15 protein-coding genes are annotated in these 19,351 nt (G+C 68.6%); 11 read left to right on the top strand and 4 right to left on the bottom strand.

The window, feature by feature from the left end:
* Nucleotides 1-26: 26 nt before the first annotated feature.
* Complete coding sequence (gene gcl, locus KW843_RS03055) at nucleotides 27-1,817, bottom strand: glyoxylate carboligase (protein ID WP_218293606.1); 1,791 nt, start codon at nucleotides 1,815-1,817, stop codon at nucleotides 27-29.
* A 121-nt stretch (nucleotides 1,818-1,938) separates the two neighbouring features.
* On the opposite strand from gcl, the gene KW843_RS03050 reads away from it, so the two are divergent.
* Nucleotides 1,939-2,868 carry a LysR family transcriptional regulator gene (locus tag KW843_RS03050; RefSeq protein WP_218293605.1) on the top strand — a complete coding sequence of 310 codons (930 nt, stop codon included), beginning with the start codon at nucleotides 1,939-1,941 and terminating at the stop codon, nucleotides 2,866-2,868.
* Nucleotides 2,869-2,940: 72 nt separating this feature from the next.
* On the opposite strand, the gene KW843_RS03045 is transcribed toward KW843_RS03050, so the two are convergent.
* Nucleotides 2,941-4,281, bottom strand: coding sequence for a glycerate kinase (locus KW843_RS03045; protein WP_218293604.1), 1,341 nt, complete (start codon nucleotides 4,279-4,281; stop codon nucleotides 2,941-2,943).
* Nucleotides 4,282-4,524: 243 nt separating this feature from the next.
* On the opposite strand from KW843_RS03045, the gene KW843_RS03040 reads away from it, so the two are divergent.
* From KW843_RS03040 to KW843_RS02995, 10 genes are all read left to right on the top strand, one after another.
* Nucleotides 4,525-5,805: a C4-dicarboxylate transporter DctA gene (locus KW843_RS03040; RefSeq protein ID WP_218293603.1), complete on the top strand. Its 1,281-nt coding sequence runs from the start codon at nucleotides 4,525-4,527 to the stop codon at nucleotides 5,803-5,805.
* A 38-nt stretch (nucleotides 5,806-5,843) separates the two neighbouring features.
* Nucleotides 5,844-6,533 carry a GntR family transcriptional regulator gene (locus tag KW843_RS03035; protein WP_218293602.1) on the top strand — a complete coding sequence of 230 codons (690 nt, stop codon included), beginning with the start codon at nucleotides 5,844-5,846 and terminating at the stop codon, nucleotides 6,531-6,533.
* Nucleotides 6,534-6,744: 211 nt separating this feature from the next.
* Complete coding sequence (locus tag KW843_RS03030; RefSeq protein ID WP_218293601.1) at nucleotides 6,745-8,232, top strand: nucleobase:cation symporter-2 family protein; 1,488 nt, start codon at nucleotides 6,745-6,747, stop codon at nucleotides 8,230-8,232.
* A 375-nt stretch (nucleotides 8,233-8,607) separates the two neighbouring features.
* Nucleotides 8,608-10,914 carry an NADP-dependent malic enzyme gene (locus KW843_RS03025; RefSeq protein WP_218293600.1) on the top strand — a complete coding sequence of 769 codons (2,307 nt, stop codon included), beginning with the start codon at nucleotides 8,608-8,610 and terminating at the stop codon, nucleotides 10,912-10,914.
* 351 nt (nucleotides 10,915-11,265) lie between these two features.
* Complete coding sequence (locus KW843_RS03020) at nucleotides 11,266-12,300, top strand: ABC transporter substrate-binding protein (RefSeq protein ID WP_218293599.1); 1,035 nt, start codon at nucleotides 11,266-11,268, stop codon at nucleotides 12,298-12,300.
* A 218-nt stretch (nucleotides 12,301-12,518) separates the two neighbouring features.
* The gene (locus KW843_RS03015; protein WP_218293598.1) at nucleotides 12,519-13,343 is read left to right on the top strand and encodes an ABC transporter ATP-binding protein; all 825 of its coding nucleotides are present in this window, start codon (nucleotides 12,519-12,521) and stop codon (nucleotides 13,341-13,343) included.
* A 20-nt stretch (nucleotides 13,344-13,363) separates the two neighbouring features.
* Complete coding sequence (locus KW843_RS03010) at nucleotides 13,364-14,131, top strand: ABC transporter permease (protein ID WP_218293597.1); 768 nt, start codon at nucleotides 13,364-13,366, stop codon at nucleotides 14,129-14,131.
* A 113-nt stretch (nucleotides 14,132-14,244) separates the two neighbouring features.
* Nucleotides 14,245-15,294 carry a patatin-like phospholipase family protein gene (locus KW843_RS03005; protein ID WP_218293596.1) on the top strand — a complete coding sequence of 350 codons (1,050 nt, stop codon included), beginning with the start codon at nucleotides 14,245-14,247 and terminating at the stop codon, nucleotides 15,292-15,294.
* A 245-nt stretch (nucleotides 15,295-15,539) separates the two neighbouring features.
* A complete protein-coding gene (locus KW843_RS03000) occupies nucleotides 15,540-16,085 on the top strand; it encodes a nucleoside deaminase (protein ID WP_218293595.1) in 546 nt (181 codons plus the stop codon).
* 96 nt (nucleotides 16,086-16,181) lie between these two features.
* On the top strand, nucleotides 16,182-17,012 hold the full coding sequence (locus KW843_RS02995; protein ID WP_218293594.1) for an urease accessory protein UreD: 831 nt from the start codon (nucleotides 16,182-16,184) through the stop codon (nucleotides 17,010-17,012).
* Between the two features lie 100 nt (nucleotides 17,013-17,112).
* Here the strand turns inward: KW843_RS02995 and KW843_RS02990 are convergent, their stop codons facing one another.
* Nucleotides 17,113-17,811 (bottom strand): IPTL-CTERM sorting domain-containing protein, encoded by a 699-nt coding sequence (locus KW843_RS02990; RefSeq protein ID WP_218293593.1) that lies wholly within the window; start codon nucleotides 17,809-17,811, stop codon nucleotides 17,113-17,115.
* A gap of 182 nt (nucleotides 17,812-17,993) precedes the next feature.
* A complete protein-coding gene (gene alaC, locus KW843_RS02985; RefSeq protein ID WP_218293592.1) occupies nucleotides 17,994-19,220 on the bottom strand; it encodes an alanine transaminase in 1,227 nt (408 codons plus the stop codon).
* Nucleotides 19,221-19,351: the final 131 nt, after the last annotated feature.

The following is a 19,351-nucleotide window of genomic DNA, read 5'->3' as shown; positions in this document are numbered from 1 at the left end:
CCGGTATCAGTCAGGAAATGGTGGGGTCAGTCCAGCACTGCGAGCGCGCTGGGCACGTCCGCCGGCTGCGTGGCCAGCGCTTCGAATTCGACGATGCTGTCGATCTCGGTGCCCATGGCGATGTTGGTCACGCGCTCCAGGATCACCTCGATGACCACCGGCGTGCGGTACTCGGCCATCCAGGCCTCGGCCTGGGCGATGGCGGGCGCGAACTCCTCGGGACGGTGCACGCGGATGGCCTTGCAGCCCAGGCCCTCGACCACCTTCACGTGGTCCACGCCGTAGCCGCGCGCCGCCTCGCCCTCGGCCATGTTCACGTTGTCGAACGCGAGCTGGACGCAGTAGTCGATGCTGAAGCTGCGCTGCGCCTGGCGGATCAGGCCCAGGTAGCTGTTGTTGACCAGCACGTGGAGGTAGGGCAGCTTGAACTGAGCGCCCACGGCCAGCTCCTCGATCATGAACTGGAAGTCGTAGTCGCCCGACAGCGCCACGATCTTGCGCGCCGGGTCGGCCACGCGCACGCCCAGGGCGGCGGGCACCGTCCAGCCCAGCGGCCCGGCCTGGCCGCAGTTGATCCAGTGGCGCGGCTGGTACACATGCAGGAACTGCGCGCCCGCGATCTGCGACAGGCCGATGGTGGAGACGTAGCACACGTCCTTGCCCAGCGCGCGGTTCATGCACTGGTACACGCGCTGCGGCTTCATGGGCACGCTGTCGAAGTGCGTCTTGCGCAGGTAGTCCACGCTGTGCTTGCGGCCCAGGCATTCGGCGGCCCAGCCGCTGCGGTCCTTCAGGCGCCCCGCGGCCTGCCATTCGCGCGCCACGTCCACGAAGAGCCTGAGCGCGGCGCCCGCGTCCGAGACGATGCCGAAGTCCGGCGCGAACACGCGGCCGATCTGCGTGGGCTCGATGTCCACATGCACGAACTTGCGGCCCCGGGTGTAGACATCGACCGAGCCCGTGTGCCGGTTGGCCCAGCGGTTGCCGACGCCCAGCACGAAGTCGCTGGCGAGCATGCTGGCATTGCCGTAGCGCTGGCTGGTCTGCAGGCCGCACATGCCGGCCATGAGCGGGTGGTCGTCCGGAATGCTGCCCCAGCCCATGAGCGTGGGGATCACCGGCACGCCCAGCAGCTCGGCAAACTCCACCAGCAGGCCGGATGCATCGGCGTTGATGATGCCGCCGCCCGCGACGATCAGCGGGCGCTCCGCGTCGTTCAACATGGCCAGCGCCTTCTCGATCTGGGCACGCGTGGCGGCGGGCTTGTAGGGCACCAGGGGTTCGTAGGTGTCGGGGTCGAACTCGATCTCGGCCAGTTGCACGTCGATGGGCAGGTCGATGAGCACCGGCCCGGGCCGGCCGGAGCGCATGAGGTGGAACGCCTGCTGGAACGCCTGCGGCACCTGCGCGGGCTCCAGCACCGTGGTGGCCCACTTGGTCACGCTCTTGGCGATGGTGGCGATGTCCACGGCCTGGAAATCTTCCTTGTGCAGGCGGGCGCGTGGCGCCTGGCCGGTGATGCACAGGATGGGGATGGAATCCGCGCTGGCCGAGTACAGGCCGGTAACCATGTCGGTGCCGGCCGGGCCGCTGGTGCCGATGCACACGCCGATGTTGCCGGCCACGGCGCGGGTGTAGCCCTCGGCCATGTGGCTGGCGCCCTCGACATGGCGCGCCAGGATGTGGCCGATGCCGCCATGCTCCTTCAGCGCCGCGTACAGCGGGTTGATGGCGGCGCCGGGCACGCCGAACGCGACGCTCACGCCTTCCTTCTCGAGCACCTTCACGGCCGCTTCGATTGCCTTCATTCTTGCCATTGCTTGACCTCCTTGTGGATGGTCAAACTTTAGGCAAGCCCCTCGTTGGACGGAAGGTGGCGATGGACCATAAAATTTATTCCAGCCAGGAATAAATCTGGACCGCAACAGGAGACAGACCATGGACCGCCTCGATGCCATGCAGATGTTCGTGCGCGTGGTGGAGACCGGCAGCTTCACCAAGGTGGCGCGGGAGTTCGCCACCACGCAGCCCACGGTGACCAAGCAGGTCGCCGCCATGGAGGCGCACCTGAAGGTGCGGCTGCTCAACCGCAACACGCGCGGCGTGAGCCTGACCGAGCCCGGCGCGCTGTACTACGAAAAGTGCAAGGCCATCGTGACCGATGTGGCCGAGGCCGAGAGCGTGGTGCGCGTGCGCCAGACACAGGTGCACGGCCAGCTGCGCGTGGGCAGCTCGGTCGCGTTCGGGCGGCGCGTGGTGGTGCCGCTGGCGCTGGAGTTCATGGCGCAGAACCCGCAGGTGCAGTTGGACCTGAGCTTCGAGGACCGTTATACCGACCTGGTGGCCCAGGGCATCGACGTGGCGATCCGCCTGGGCAAGCTCGCCGACTCGGCCCTGGGTGCGCGCACGCTGGGCATGAACCCCTGGGTGCTGGTGGCCTCGCCCACCTACCTGCGCCGCCACGGCACGCCGCGCCGGCCGTCGGACCTGAAGGACCACGCCACGCTGATCTACAGCAGCGTGCAGGGCAACGACCTGTGGCGGCTGCGCAATGCGAGCGGCGAGGCGGTGTCGGTGCCCGTCACGGGGCGGCTGCGCTCCAACAACCTCTCGGCCCTGTTGGCGGCGGCGCGCGCGCACATGGGTATCGCGGCGCTGCCGCACTACGTGGCGGTGGAATCACTGGCCGCCGGGCGCGTGGTGGAGGTGCTCAAGACCTGCCGCCTGCCCGAGCAGGAGATCCATGCGGTGTACCCGTCGCCGCGCCTGGTGCCGCAGAAGGTGCAGGCCTTCGTCGCGTTTTTGCAGGGGCGCTTCGGCAAGGACTGGGTGGCGTCCTTGCCGCGCGAAGGCTTGTCAAAAAAGTGAGCTTCCCGCGCTTTCCAGTCAACGGTTTCAAGCATTTCTTGCTTGAAACCCAGGCAGGACAAGCGCGAGCCGCTACAAAATCAGGATCGCCCGGAAGTCGTTGACATTGGTGTGCGTGGGCCCCGTGATGACGAGGTCGCCCAGCGCATCGAAGTAGCCATAGGCGTCGTTGCGGTCCAGGTGGTCCGTGACGAAGAGGCCCTGCGCGGCAGCGCGCGCCAGGGTGTCGGGCGCGACACGGGCACCGGCGTTGTCTTCCACGCCGTCGATGCCGTCCGTGTCCGCCGCCAGCGCCCACACGCCCGCCTGCCCTTGCAGCGCCTGCGCCAGCCCCATGCAGAACTCCCCCGCCCGGCCGCCCCGGCCCCTGGGGGCGCCAGGTGGCCGCTGCCGCACGGTGACGGTGGTCTCGCCGCCCGAGAGGATCACGCAGGGCCGCGCGAACGGCTGGCCGTGGCGCGCCACGGCACGGGCCAGCGCGGCGTGCACCTTGCCCACCTCGCGCGATTCGCCCTCGATCTCGTCCGAGAGGATGTAGGCCGGCACGCCCGCCGCGCGCGCGGCCTCGGCCGCGGCCTCCAGCGACTGCTGCGGCGTGGCCGTCATGTGCACGGCGTGGCCTGCGAACACGGCGTCGCCGGGCTTGGGGGTTTCCAGATCACCCGCCTCCAGCGCGGCACGCACGCTGTCGGGGATGTCGATGCGATAACGCGCCAGGATGGCCAGCGCGTCCGCGCAGGTCGTGGCGTCGGGCACGGTGGGGCCGCTGGCGATGACCGAGGGGTCGTCCCCCGGCACGTCGCTGATGGTGAGCGTGACCACGCGCGCAGGCGCGCAGGCCGCCGCCAGCCGCCCGCCCTTGATGCGCGAGAGGTGCTTGCGCACGCAGTTCATCTCGTCGATGGCGGCGCCGCTCTCCAGCAGCGCCTTGTTGATGCGCTGCTTGTCCTCGAGCGTCAGGCCCTCGGCCGGCAGCGTGAGCAGGGCCGAGCCGCCGCCCGAGATCAGGCACAGCACCAAGTCGTTCCCGGTCAGCCCCCGGGTGCATTCGAGCATGCGCTGCGCGGCGGCCAGGCCCGCCGCGTCGGGCACGGGGTGGGCGGCCTCCACCACTTCGATGCGCTGCGCCAGCCCCTCGGGGCGCGGCGGCGTGTGGTGGTAGCGCGTGACCACGAGGCCCGACAGCGGCGCGTCGGCGGGCCACAGCGCCTCCACGGCCTGCGCCATGGCGCCACCGGCCTTGCCCGCGCCCAGCACCAGGGTGCGGCCGCCGCTCTCGCGGCTGGGCGGCGCGGGCAGGAAAGCTGCGGTGTTGTGCAGCGGCAGCGCGCGGCGCACGGCCACGCGGTACAGGTATTCGAGGAAGTCTCCGCCCTGGCGGACGGGATCGGGCACGGGGTCGTTGCGGGTCATGGGTGGTCTCCGCGGGCGATTGTGGCGCACCACGCCCGGCGATACCCCGCGCGCAAGTCAAAAGAACTTCAACCGCCCACGCCGGCGGCAGGGCTCCACGCACCCGTGCGGGCGCACTGAGGCCCCTTCCCGGGCAGGCCCCAGCCCGGGATAACCCCATGTTCCGGGCGGCCGCACTTGTCTACAGTTCTTGTATGCAAGATTGATCACCATGCAAGTTCCTTCCTTTTCAAAGGGTTTCCCATGCTCCGCTTCCTCAACTCCCTGTTTGGCCGGGTGATCCTGGCCCTGATTGCCGGCGTGGCCGTCGGGCTGTTCTGGCCCGATACCGCCGTGCAGCTCAAGCCCCTGGGCGACGGCTTCATCAAGCTCATCAAGATGCTGATTCCGCTCATCGTCTTTTGCGTGGTGGTGCACGGCATCGCCGGCACGGGCGACCTCAGGCGCGTGGGCCGCGTGGGCGTCAAGTCGCTGATCTACTTCGAGGTCGTCACGTCCATCGCGCTGGTGCTCGGCCTGGCCCTCGCGTTCTGGTTCGAACCCGGCGTGGGCATGAACATCGACCCCAAGGCGCTCGACCCCAAGGCCATGGGCGCCTATGCGGAAAACGCGAGCAAGCTCACCGGCGGCGGCTTCAGCGACTTCTTGCTCAAGCTCATCCCCACCACGGCCGTGAGCGCCTTCGCCAATGGCGACGTGCTGCAGGTGCTGCTGTTCTCCATCGTCTTCGGCTGCGCGCTGGCGTTGATGGGCGAGCGCGGCGCGCGGGTCACCACCCTCATCGAAGACCTGTCGCACGTGCTCTTCAAGACCATGGGCCTGATCATCAAGCTGGCCCCGCTGGGCGTGCTGGGCGCCATCGCCTTCACGGTGGGCAAGTACGGCATCGGCTCGCTCAAGCAGCTGGGCATGCTGGTGGTGCTGTTCTATGCGGCGGTGTTCCTGTTCGTGGTGGTGGTGCTGGGCCTCATCATGCGTTTCTCGGGCTTCAGTCTGTTCAAGCTGCTGCGCTACCTGCGCGAGGAGCTGGCCGTGGTGTTCGCCACCACCTCGTCCGACAGCGTGCTGCCGCAGATCATGGCAAAGCTCAAGCACCTGGGCATCCGCGATTCGACCGTGGGCCTGGTCATCCCCACGGGCTATTCGTTCAACCTGGACGCTTTCTCGATCTACATCACGCTGGCCGCCGTGTTCATCGCCCAGGCCACGAACACGCCGATCTCGATGGCCGACCTGCTCACCATCCTGGCGATCTCGCTGGTCACGTCCAAGGGCGCGCACGGCGTGCCGGGCTCGGCCATCGTGGTGCTGGCCGCCACGCTGCAGGCGATTCCCGCCATCCCGGCCATCGGCCTCGTGCTGGTGCTGTCGGTGGACTGGTTCATGGGCATCGCCCGCGCCCTGGGCAACCTGATCGGCAACTGCGTGGCCACCGTGGCCGTGGCGGCCTGGGAAGGCGACATCGACCGCGAACGGGCCCACGCCGTGCTGGACGGCCGCGAGCCGCCGCTGCCGCGTGCCTGACAGGGCTCCGCCCCCGCCCACCACGCGACAATCCGGCCATGAGCATCAACCAGACCCAGATCACCCAGCAGGTGGTGGAATCCATCCTCGCCCAGAAGCTCGCCCCGGGCGAGCGCCTGGGCGAGCAGGAACTGGCCGATCTCTTCGGCGTGAGCCGCACCCTGGTGCGCGAAGCCCTCATGCAGCTGCAAGCGCGCGGCTTCGTCGAGGTGCGCCCGCGCCGGGGCTGGTATGTGGTGGAGCCCTCGGTGGAGGACGCGCGCGATGCCTTCTCGGCACGGCGCATCATCGAGTCGGGCATCCTGGCGGACGCGGGCCGGCCGCTGCAGTCCGTGACGCGCCGCCTGCGCGCCCACATCGCGCAGGAACAGCAGGCCATCGAGGGCGCCGACGCCGCGACGCGCGCCTTCCTGCTGGCGGACTTCCATGTCTGCCTGGCCGAGGCGATGGGCCACCGCAGCCTCAGCGACATCCTGCGCGACCTCACGGCGCGCACCACGCTGGCGGCGTCGCTCTACCAGTCGCGGCACGAGGCGAGCCAGTCCTGCGCCGAACACGCGGCCATCGTGCAGGCGCTGGAGGCCGGCGACACCGCCCTGGCGCGCGAACGCATGCTCACGCACATCGGCCATGTGGAAGGCGCGCTGAACCCCACCGAGCCCCTGGTGCGGGACCGCCTGCGCGACTCGCTCACACCGCTGGGCAAGCGCGCGCCGGCCGGTCCCTAGCGGCCGGGCCGCCCCCCCTCCCTTGCGGCGGCCCCGGCCGACCGCTCCTTTTTTTCGTGCGGCGCGCGAGGCCCTGGCACGCCCTAGGGTTTACCTTGATCAACGGCCGGGCTAATGTGTATACGATTTTTGTATGGACAACTGTGCACCATCTGATGCGCCGTCTCCACCCCTGAATCCCCACACCCCCGTCAACCCAAGGGAACCTCCCATGCACCCGCCCGTACATCCCGTGGACGAACATTTGCCGGTGGGCCGGCTCACGGCCCTGGGCCTGCAACACGTGCTGGTGATGTATGCCGGCGCCGTGGCCGTGCCCCTCATCGTGGGCCGGGCCCTCAACCTCACTCCCGACCAGGTGGCCAAGCTCATCTCGGCGGACCTGTTCGTCTGCGGGCTCGTCACCCTGATCCAGGCCCTGGGCGCGTCGCGCTGGTTCGGCATCCAGCTGCCGGTGATGATGGGCGTGACCTTCGCCTCCGTCGCGCCCATGGTGTCGATGGCGCAGAGCACGGGCGGCACGGCCGGCGCCGGGCTGATCTTCGGATCGGTGATCGGCGCGGGGGTCATCTCGATCCTGATCGCGCCCCTGGTCAGCCGCATGCTGCGGTTCTTCCCCCCCGTGGTCACCGGCACCATCATTGCCACCATCGGCATCAGCCTCATGCGCGTGGGGATCAACTGGATCTTTGGCAACCCGGTGGGCCCCACGGCCCCCAGCATGGTGAACCCCGAGCACCTCAAGTGGCTCACCGAGATGCAGTCCGCGGCGGGCGCTCCGGGCTCGTCGCTGCCCCCCGTCCCCAAGGGATTCGCCGTGGTGCCCACGGTGCCCAACCCGCGCTACGCGGACCTCACGGGCGTCGGCATTTCGGCCCTGGTGCTGGTCTCCATCCTGCTGATCGCCAAGTTCGCCAAGGGGTTCATCGCCAACATCTCGGTGCTGCTGGGCATCGTCATCGGCGCCGTGGTGGCCGTGGCCATGGGGCTGATGTCGTTCGAGAAGGTGGCCAAGGCCCAGTGGTTCGACCTGGTCCTGCCCTTCGAGATCGCCAGCCCGGTGTTCGACCCCATCCTGATCCTGACGATGACCCTCGTGATGATCGTCGTGATGATCGAATCCACGGGCATGTTCCTGGCGCTGGGCGAGATGACCGACCGCAAGATCGACCAGAACGCGCTCACGCGCGGACTGCGCACCGACGGCCTGGGCACGCTGCTGGGCGGGATCTTCAACACCTTTCCGTACACCAGCTTCTCGCAGAACGTGGGGCTTGTGGCGGTCACGGGCGTCAAGAGCCGCTTTGTCTGCGTGGCGGGCGGCGTGATCCTCATCGTGCTGGGCGTGCTGCCCAAGATGGCGGCGCTGGTGGAGTCCCTGCCCACCATGGTGCTGGGGGGTGCGGGCCTGGTGATGTTCGGCATGGTGGCCGCCACGGGCATCCGCATCCTGGGCGGCGTGGACTTCAAGAACAACCGCTTCAACGCCATGATCGTGGCGGTGTCGATCGGCGTGGGCATGATCCCGCTGATCGCTCCCAACTTCCGCCAGTGGATGCCACACGCCATCCACCCCCTCATCGAATCCGGCATCCTGCTGGCCTCGATCACGGCCGTGGCGCTGAATGTGTTCTTCAATGGCGCCAGCCGCGACACCTCGGCCGCCGTGAATGCGGCCCGCCAGGCCGACGCACATTGATGGAGGGGCCCGCGGCCGCGCGCCACCCCGGCGCGGGGGCGGGCCTGCGGCATCGGGCAGCCAGGCCCCGCCGCAGCAAAACACCTGTGACCAAGGCAGGTGGAATGGGCGGCCGAACGCGCAACGCAGAGTGCCTCCGCAACGGCGTGCACGGTGGCGACGTGGAAGCCCGCAGCCCGCGCAAGCCCCGCCCACGCCCGGCCCGCGCTGCCCCTGCCGCTGCGCGGGCCCTCCACGGGCCCGGCGCGCGTCCGGGCGGCCGGTATCCCGCGAGGGGCGGATTCCATGCAATGAAGGCATTAACCCCCATTCCGGCGCCTCCTGCCATGGGGTAAGCTCATTTGGCATTTTGCTGAGCATCTCCAGGATTTCCGTATGACCCAGACACTTTCCGCCGCCGAAGAGGCCCTGCGCGACGCCGCGCGCGAGTACCACCGCAACCCCAGCCGGGGCAAGATTTCGGTCACTCCCACCAAGCCCCTGTCCAACCAGCGCGACCTGTCGCTGGCGTACTCGCCCGGCGTGGCCTACCCCTGCCTGGACATCCAGGCCGACCCGTCCAAGGCGTTCGACTACACCTCGCGCGGCAACCTCGTGGGCGTGATCACCAACGGCACCGCCGTGCTGGGCCTGGGCGACATCGGCCCGCTGGCCGGCAAGCCGGTGATGGAGGGCAAGGGCTGCCTGTTCAAGAAGTTCGCGGGCGTCGACGTGTTCGACATCGAACTGGCCGAGCGCGACCCGGACAAGCTGGTGGAGATCATCGCCGCGCTGGAACCCACGCTGGGCGGCATCAACCTCGAGGACATCAAGGCTCCCGAGTGCTTCTACATCGAAAAGCAGCTGTCCGACCGGCTGAACATTCCCGTCTTCCACGACGACCAGCACGGCACGGCCATCATCTCCAGCGCCGCGCTGCTCAACGGCCTGGAGCTGGTGGGCAAGGACATCGGCGCGGTGAAGATCGCCGTCTCGGGCGCGGGCGCGGCCGCGATTGCCTGCGTGGGCGTGATGGTGGGCCTGGGCGTGAAGGTGGAAAACATCTTCATGTGCGACTCCAAGGGCGTGATCTATGAAGGCCGCCCCGGCGGCTACGACGAATCCAAGGCGCGCTACGCCCAGAAGACCGACGCGCGCACGCTGGCCGACGCCGTCCACGGCGCGGATGTCTTCCTGGGCTGCTCGGCCCCCGGCGTGCTCACGGCCGAGATGGTCAAGACGATGGCCGACAGACCCATCATCCTGGCCCTGGCCAACCCCGAGCCCGAGATCCGCCCCGAACTCGCCAAGGCCATCCGCCCCGACTGCATCATCGCCACGGGCCGCTCGGACTATCCCAACCAGGTCAACAACGTCCTGTGCTTCCCCTACATCTTCCGGGGCGCGCTCGACTGCGGCGCCACGAAGATCACCGAGGCGATGAAGCTTGCCTGCGTGCGCCAGATCGCCGACCTGGCCAAGGCCGACATCAGCGAAGAGGTGGCCAGCGCCTATGCGGGCAAGGAGCTCACCTTCGGCCCGGACTACCTGATCCCCACGCCGTTCGACTCGCGCCTGATCCTCAAGATCGCGCCCGCCGTGGCGAAGGCCGCGGCCGAATCGGGCGTGGCCACGCGCCCCATCACCGACATGGAGGCCTACAAGGAGGCCCTGTCGCGCTTCGTCTACCAGACCGGCATGCTGATGCGCCCCGTGATCAACGCGGCCAAGGCCCTGCCGGACGCGCAAAAGCGCGTGGCCTATGCCGACGGCGAGGACGAGCGCGCGCTGCGTGCCGCGCAGATGGCCATCGACGACAAGATCGCCGTGCCCATCCTGATCGGCCGCCCCGCCGTCATCGCCGCCCGCATCGAGAAGGCCGGCCTGCGCATGCGCCTGGGACAGGACGTGGAAGTGTGCAACCCCGAGGACGACCCCCGGTTTCGCCAGTACTGGGAGCACTACCACCAGCTCATGAAGCGCAACGGCGCCACGCCCGAGGTGGCCAAGGCCGCAGTGCGCCGCTCCAACACCATCATCGCCTCGCTGATGGTCGCCCTGGGCGATGCCGACGCCATGATCTGCGGCCTGGTGGGCACCTATGAAACGCACCTGGAACGCATCCACAGCATCCTGGGCCGCGAGGAGGGCGTGAACGACTACGCCGCGCTCAACGCGCTGATGACCAACCGGGGCACGCTCTTCATCGCCGACACCTATGTGAACGAGAACCCCACGGCCCAGCAGCTGGCGGACATCGCCTGGATGTCCGTGCAGGAGGTGCAACGCTTTGGCCTGCCGGCCAAGGTCGCCTTCCTGTCGCACTCCAGCTATGGCTCGTCCAAGCGCGCCTCGGCCCGCAAGATGCGCGAGGCGCGCGACCTGTTCGTGGCCGCCCACCCCGGGATCGAATGCGACGGCGAACTGCATGGCGATGCCGCGCTGGAGCCCAACATCCGCAACGCCTACATGGCGGACTCCACGCTCACCGATTCGGCCAACCTGCTGATCTGCCCCAACCTGGACGCGGCCAACATCCTCTACAACGTGCTCAAGACCACGACCAGCGGCGGCGTGACCGTGGGCCCCATCCTCATGGGCGGTGCGGCCACGGCCTACATCCTCACCCCCGCCGCCACCGTGCGCCGCGTGTTCAACATGACGGCGCTGGCCGTGGCCAGCGCGGCGGCACGCCCCAAGTAAGGGCGCCGCGCCGCGGGTGCAATGCCCGCGGCGCCTGCCAGCCCCCCTGGCATGCACCGTGGCGGGGCCTTCAGCGCCGGAGCGGCCGGCGGGTGTGCCTGCGGCGCACCATTTCGGGAAACCCTGCATGCGCGCCTGCACCGCTTCGGTGAACAATGGTCCGCTGCCTGACATTACAACCACCAAAGCGGGCATCGTTTTTGCTGACCCTGACGGCATGGGCCCCGCGCGCCCGGCCCCACCGGTCGGTCGCCGTGTTGCCCGTCCCTCTCGCCTGCCCTTCTTGTTCTTCTTTCTTCGTCCTTGTTCTTCGCTCGCCGCGTCCCTTGCCGTCTTCTGACAGGAGCCCCCATGAAAAAACGCTCGTTCTTGCAAACCACCGTGCTGATGATGGCCGCCACCGGCCTGTTCTCGCTGGCCCAGGCGCAAACGCCCACGCCGATCAAGTTCCAGCTCGACTGGCGCTTTGAAGGCCCCGCCGCGCTGTTCCTGCAGCCCGTGGCCAAGGGCTACTTCAAGGCGGCGGGCCTGGATGTGACGGTGGATGCCGGCAACGGCTCGGGCGGCGCCGTGCAGCGCGTGGCCTCGGGCACCTACGACATGGGCTTTGCCGACCTGGCCGCCGTGATGGAGTTCCACGCCAACAACCCCGACGCGCAGAACAAGCCCGTGGCGGTGATGATGGTCTACAACAACACGCCCGCCTCCGTGATGGCGCTCAAGAAGAGCGGCATCGCCAAGCCGGCCGACCTGGCGGGCAAGAAGCTGGGCGCACCCGTGTTCGACGCGGGCCGCCGCGCGTTCCCCATCTTCCAGAAGGCCAACGCCATCGGCAGCGTGCAATGGACCGCCATGGACCCACCCCTGCGCGAGACCATGCTGGTGCGCGGCGACGTGGACGCGATCACCGGCTTCACCTTCACCTCGCTCCTGAACCTGGAGGCGCGTGGAGCCAAGGCGGCCGACGTGGTGGTGCTGCCCTATGCCGACTTCGGTGTGAAGCTCTACGGCAACGTGATCATCGCGTCGCCGAAGCTCATCAAGGAGAACCCCGCGGCCATCAAGGCCTTCCTCTCGGCCTTCGCCAAGGGCGCCAAGGAAGTGATCGCCAACCCCGGGGCGGCCATCGAGCACGTGAAGGCGCGCGACGGCATCGTGAACGTGCCGCTGGAAACGCGCCGCCTGCAACTGGCCATCGACACCGTGATCAACAGCCCCGACGCGCGCGCCGAGGGCTTTGGCCAGGCCAAGCCCGGCCGCCTGTCGCTGATGGCCTCGCAGGTGTCGGATGCGTTCAACACCAAGACGCGCGTGAACGCCGACGATGTGTGGAACGCCAGCTTCCTGCCCGGCGCGGCCGAGCTGAACATCCTGCCCAAGAAGTGAAACACACCCTGAGTCGCTTCGCGCCTTTCCCCTCTCTCACATGGCTTCGCAATCCCGGAGGGGGCCGCCCCCCATGCGGCGGGGCGGTCCTTGCACGGGGGCGCTGGCTTGAGCCTCGCCAGTTTCGTGCGGGGTGGGTGGCGCTCGGCGCTATTGAAAACTGAAATGCATGGGCCGCTCGCCCGGCCCGGTGCGCAACCTTTATTTACGGACACCTGATGCAGGCTGCCGATTCCTATTTCGTGGATTTTCGTGACGTCTGGCTCGCCTACAACGACGAGCTGCGCGCGCAGAACCATTTCGCCGTCGAGGCCATCGACCTGCAGGTGCGGCGCGGCGAGTTCATCGCCATCGTCGGTCCTTCGGGCTGCGGCAAGTCCACCTTCATGAAGCTGGCCACGGGCCTGAAGATGCCGTCGATGGGCAAGATCCTCATCGACGGCCAGCCCGTGACCGGCCCGCTCAAGATCTCGGGCATGGCCTTCCAGGCCCCTTCGCTGCTGCCCTGGCGCACCACGGTGGACAACGTGCTGCTGCCGCTGGAGATCGTGGAGCCGTACCGCAGCAGCTTCAAGCAAAAGCGCAAGGAGTACGAGGAGCGCGCGCGCCGCCTGCTGCAGAAGGTGGGCCTGGCCGGCTACGAGGACAAGTTCCCCTGGCAGCTGTCGGGCGGCATGCAGCAGCGCGCCAGCATCTGCCGCGCGCTCATCCACGAGCCCAAGATGCTGCTGCTCGACGAGCCCTTCGGCGCGCTCGACGCGTTCACGCGCGAGGAGCTCTGGTGCATCCTGCGCGACCTGTGGACCGAACAGCGGTTCAACGTGATCCTGGTCACCCACGACCTGCGCGAGTCGGTCTTCCTGGCCGACACCGTGTACGTGATGAGCAAGAGCCCGGGCCGCTTCGTCGTCAGGAAGGAGATCGAGCTGCCGCGCCCGCGCGAGCTGGAGATCACCTACACCAAGGAATTCACCGACATCGTGCACGAACTGCGCGGCCACATCGGCGCCCTGCGCAAGGCCGGCGCGCCCCTCCAGCAATAGATTGATCCGAGCCTGTTTCCATGCACAAGAAAACCGTAGAACGCTGGTCTCCCTGGATCCTGCTGGTCGCGATCATCCTGCTCTGGCAGATCATCTGCTCGGCCTTCAACGTGTCCGAGTTCATCTTCCCCAGCCCCTGGGCCATCGCCACCCAGTTGGTCGAGTTCGGCGGCGTCATCGCGGGCCACGCATGGCGCACCTTCTGGGTGACCATGGCCGGCTTTGGCATCGCCATCGTGGTGGGGGTGCTGCTGGGCTTCGTGATCGGCAGTTCGCGCATCGCCTACGCGGCGGTCTATCCACTGATGACCGCCTTCAACGCGCTGCCCAAGGCGGCGTTCGTGCCCATCCTGGTGGTGTGGTTCGGCATCGGCGTGGGGCCGGCCATCCTCACGGCATTCCTCATCAGCTTCTTCCCGATCATGGTGAACATCGCCACCGGCCTGGCCACGCTGGAGCCCGAGCTCGAAGACGTGCTGCGCGTGCTGGGCGCCAGGCGCTGGGACGTGCTCACCAAGGTCGGCCTGCCGCGCTCCATGCCCTACTTCTTCGGCTCTCTCAAGGTGGCGATCACGCTGGCCTTCGTGGGCACCACGGTGAGCGAGATGACCGCCGCCAACGAAGGCATCGGCTACCTGCTGATCAGCGCGGGCTCCTCCATGCAGATGGGCCTGGCGTTCGCCGGCCTGATGGTGGTGGGCGCGATGGCGATGGTGATGTACGAACTGTTCAGCTGGGTTGAAAAGCGCACCACCGGCTGGGCCCACCGGGGCTCGCAGGGAGAGTGAAGGCCCGGCCGCGCCGGTAGCGGCGCGCAAGGCCCCGGCGCCACGGGCAGCGCCTCTCTTCTTTACAGCCTGCCGCTATACTCGCCGCCCCGTCGACAACAGGATTCCTTGGCATGCGGTTGGAAGTCTTTTTGCGCCCCCTGGCGCTTGTGGGTTGCCTGGGCCTCGCGGCGTGCGGCGGCACGCCCCCGCAACAGCCCGCCACGCCCGCGCAGGGCGCGGCCGCCACCGGCACCCCATCCCCAGGCGCGCCCATCAAGGTGGGCATCGCCCTGGGCGGGGGCGCCGCCAAGGGCTTCGCGCACATCGGCGTGATCAAGATGCTGGAAGCCAATGGCTTCGCCCCCGCCGTCGTCTCCGGCACCAGCGCGGGCAGCGTGGTGGGCGCGCTGTACGCCAGCGGCATGAATGCGTTCGAGATGCAGGAAAAAGCCGTGGCGCTCGACGAAGCCAAGATCCGCGACCTGCAGCTGTCGTCCGGCGGTCTCGTGCTGGGCCAGAAGCTCGAGGACTACGTCAACGAGCAGGTGCGCCGCAAGCCCCTGGAGCAAATGGCCAAGCCCTTCGTGGTGGTGGCCACCCGGCTCGAGGACGGCGAGCGCACCGTGTTTTCGCGCGGCAACACGGGCCAGGCCGTGCGCGCCTCGAGCAGCGTGCCGGGCGTGTTCCAGCCGGTCACCATCGGCAAGTACCACTTCGTGGACGGCGGCATCGTGAGCCCCGTGCCGGTGGATGCGGCGCGCCAGCTGGGCGCGGACATCGTGGTCGCCGTGGACATCTCCAACAAGGCCCGGGGCCAGTCGCCAGGCAACATGCTGGGCGCGCTGAACCAGTCGATCGCCATCATGGGCCAGAAGCTGGGCCAGGCCGAACTGGCACGCGCCGACGTCATCATCAGCCCCAAGGTGCTGGACATCGGCCCGGCGGATTTCAGCCAGCGCGCCGGCGCGATCCTGGAAGGCGAGAAGGCCGCCCTGGCCGCCATGCCGCAGATCCGCGAACGCATCGCGCAGCTGCAGGCCGAGCGCGCCCGCGCGGCGCAGCAAGCCCAGCGAAAGGTCCTGGAGGCCGAGTACAAGTCCTGCCTGGACAACCGCTCGCGCCTGCAAAGGCTGGCGGGCATGGCGGGGCTGGACGACCCCTGCCCCGCGCCCGGCAGGTAGCCTGCCGGCCCGGCAGGCCCCCGAGGGCCCGGCCCCGCTGCGCGACATGCGCGCCCGGTACGGTATCGCCCACGTCACGGGAACGGCTCCTTGCTGCGGCGTGCCCACCACACCCCCACCGCGCCACCGGGGACCGCCCCGCGCCTCGGGCAGCACGGCGAAAGCCATGCACACATGTCACACAATGTTCTTGGCATGCCCCATGCATGCCGCTGGGCGCAACACACCATGCCCGGAGACAGCCCATGCCTGCCCTCATGTCCGCAGCGCCCCCCCAGCCCGGCGAAGCAGCCGCCCTTGCCGCCAACGACGGCGTGTACCTGCGTCAGGCCATCGCGTGGTCGTGCCGTGCCCGCGCGCGCGGCAACCCGCCGTTTGGCGCGGTGGTGATCGGCGCGCAGGGCGAGCTGCTGTCCGAGGCGTACTGCAACACCGCCGAAACGGGCGACTGCACCGGCCATGCCGAAACCAATGCCGTGCGCCAGATCAGCGCGCGCGTGGACCGCGACACGCTGGCGGGTGCCACGCTCTACACCTCGGCAGAGCCGTGCGTGATGTGCGCGGGCGCCATCTTCTGGTCGGGCATCGGCCGCGTGGTGTTCGGCATCGACGCGGCGCGCCTGCACGCCCTGCAGGTGCCCCGCTCCCGGCAGGCCTATGCGGCAGCAGCGGCAGCAGCAGCCCTCTCGGGGCGCGACGTGCTGGCGGCGTCGCCCCGTTTCATCGAATGCATCGGCCCCGCCCTCGTGGCCGAAGCCAGCGCGCCACACGTGGGGTTCTGGTCGTCCTGAGCGAGAAGGCTTCGCCAGGGCCCGGCGCCTGGGCCGCCACCGCTTGCCCACGGGGCATAATCAGCTACTTATTTAATAGCAAAAGACACCCGCACCATGCCCTGGCACGCGCGCCTGCAGCTGAACTACTCGGTAGAAAACGCCCGCACCGTGGCGCGCCATGAGCACAGCGGACCGCTGCGCATCCTGCAGAGCCTGTACCCCGAAGGCGACGCGATTTGCCACAACGTGCTGGTGCATCCGCCCGGCGGACTGGTGGGCGGCGACACGCTGGACATCACCGCCACCGTGGGCCCGGGCGCGCACGGCCTCGTCACCACACCGGGCGCCACGCGCGTTTACCGATCCACCGGCCCGCTGGCGCTGCAGCGCAGCCACCTCACCCTGGCCGAGGGTGCGCGGCTCGAATGGCTGCCGCTGGAGGCGCTGTGCTACAGCGCCTGCAATGCCGAGAACCACCTCACGCTGAACCTCGCCCCCGGCGCCGAATGCATGGGCTGGGACGTCACGGCCCTGGGCCTGCCCCACGCCAACCAGCCGTTCGACACCGGCCGCTTCGCACAGCACCTCGAAGTGCCCGGCCTGTGGCTGGAGCGCGGCGTGATCGACGCGGCCGACCAGCGCCTGCTGAACAGTCCCCTGGGCCTGGCGGGGCACCGCTGCCTGGCCAGCCTGTTCTTTGCCGCCGGCACCCCGCTGGACCGCCCCCGCCGCGACGCCGCCCTGGACGCCGCGCGCGCCGTGGTGGACGGCCATGCACTCCAGGCCAGCGCCGGCGCCACCAGCCCCAATGCGCAGATGGTCGTGCTGCGCGTGCTGGCGCCACAGGTGGAGCCCGCGATGCAGTTGCTCAAGGCCGTGCGCATGGCCTGGCGGGAGGTGCTGTGGGAATTGGAGGGCGAAGCGCCCCGCATCTGGGCCATGTAGGGCCAGCAGGCCTGCTGGCCCGGCCTGGCCAGGGCGGCACACACGGCAGGGCCGAAACCCTGCCGCAGTGCTGCGCCCGGCGGGGCCAGGCCACGCCCCGTCAGGAGGGCACGGAGCCTGCGCTGGCCCGGGAACGATGGCGCAGTGCCACCAAGGCGGCAATCGCCATGAACACGGCCATCAGGGCCAGGCTCCATTCGGCCAGGGTGGGAACAACGGTGACGGCAGAGGGCGCCACGGCCCAGGCCCGGGCGGAACCAAATGCCAGCGACCGGCTGGTGTCGGCACCCAGGACGAGAACGCATGAATCCGGCACACCCGCGGGCGAGGCGCCGACGGTGAGGCACTGCGCGTTGTGGTCGACTTCCCCTGTTGCCAGGAACAAGACCCAGGAATGCCGGTCACCCGGCACATGGGGAGAGGTTCCGGTCAGCCAGCGCTGGATCCGGATGTTCGTGGTGGTGATGGCGCCGGAGGCGTTGGTGGATACGTTGAAAAAGAAGATGCGGACGGCCGGGTCTGCACTGGAATAGGTATTGATGCCATCCGAGAAGCTGAAGGCCGTGACCAGGGGCGCCACGTTCGCGGCAGAGAGATTGGCCGCCAGCGGGGCGGAGGTTGTGAACGAGCCTGATGCGCCCATGCTTGTATTGAAGTTCTGGCAGGGGCCCGTCACACACAGGGTGAAATTGATGAACAGGTTGTAGTTGCCGGTCGCGGTGGCCACGTAGGTCGTGGGCTGCGCATGGGCCACCGCTGCGGCGCACAGCATCACCAGCGCCGCGAGCCAATTCTTCATACATTCCTTCATGGACCCCCCTCCGCGTTTTGTGAAACAACAGGAGAGGGATCGTATAGGCATTCGCCCGCAATACCTATACGCCGATGGGCCCCCATGAACCCGCCCGATCAGCGGCGGCCCGTCCCGCCGGGGCCCGCTTCGAAAGCAGCCGCCATCCCGGCGGGCGTTTTCGGCAGGCCTCAGGCCGCCGCAGCCGCAGGCACCTTCAGCAAACCATCGGCCTTGAACATCGCGCGGATGCCGCGCACCGCCTGGCGGATGCGGGCCTCGTTCTCGATGAGGGCGAAGCGCACGTACTCGTCGCCCTGGTCGCCGAAGCCGATGCCGGGCGAGACGCAGACCTTGGCCTTGTCGAGCAGCTGGCGCGCGAATTCGAGGGAGCCCAGCGCGCGGTAGGGCTCGGGAATGCGGGCCCAGATGTACATGCTGGCCTTGGGGCAGTCCACGGCCCAGCCCGACTCCGTGAGGCCCTTGTAGAGCACGTCGCGGCGGCGCTGGTACTGGGCGGCGATGTCTTTCACGCACTGCTGGTCGCCCTCCAGCGCGGCGATGGCGGCCACCTGCAGGGGGGTGAAGGTGCCGTAGTCGTGGTAGCTCTTGATGCGCGCGAGCGCGGCCACGAGGTCGGGGTTGCCGACCATGAAGCCCACGCGCCAGCCGGCCATGTTGTAGCTCTTGGAGAGGGTGAAGAACTCCACGGCCACGTCCTTGGCGCCGGGCACTTCCATGATGCTGGGGGCGCGGTAGCCGTCGTACACGATGTCGGCATAGGCCAGGTCGTGCACCACCAGGATGTCGTGCTTCTTGGCCAGGGCGATCACGCGCTCGAAGAACGACAGCTCCACGCACTGCGCCGTGGGGTTGCTGGGAAAGCCGAAGATCATCATCTTGGGCTTGGGGTAGCTGCCACGGATGGCTTTCTCCAGCTCGGCGAAGAAGTCCACGTCGGGCGCCACGGGCACGCTGCGGATGTCGGCCCCGGCGATCACCGCGCCGTAGATGTGGATGGGATAGCTCGGGTCGGGCACGAGCACGGTGTCGCCCCGGTCCAGCGTGGCCAGCATCAGGTGGGCCAGCCCTTCCTTGGAGCCGATGGTGACGATGGCTTCCGTGTCGGGGTTGATGTCCACCGCATAGCGGTCCTTGTACCAGTGGCTGATGGCGCGGCGCAGGCGGGGGATGCCCTTGCTCGCGGAGTAGCCGTGGGTGTCGGGCCGCTGGGCCACCTCGGTGAGCTTGGCCACGATGTGCGGCGGGGTCGCGCCATCGGGGTTGCCCATGCTCATGTCGATGATGTCCTCGCCACGGCGGCGCGCTGCGAGCTTGAGCTCGGCCGTGATGTTGAAGACGTAGGGGGGGAGGCGATCGATGCGCGCAAAGCGGCGCTTGCCCTGAGAAGCAGACATGCTGGTGAACTTTCACGTAAGCGCCCGGAACCGTCCGAGCGACGTGGCCAACAATGGGGTTGGCCCGCGTTCACTGTAACGCAGAACGCGGTGGCCGTTCTGCAGAGGGCGGCGCTGTCGCGCCGCCGCTA

This window comes from Acidovorax sp. sif1233 (assembly GCF_019218755.1).
Classification (GTDB): Bacteria; Pseudomonadota; Gammaproteobacteria; order Burkholderiales; family Burkholderiaceae_C; genus Acidovorax.
Note: the sequence above shows the minus strand (reverse complement) of the source record. Positions and strands in the feature narration are given on the sequence as shown.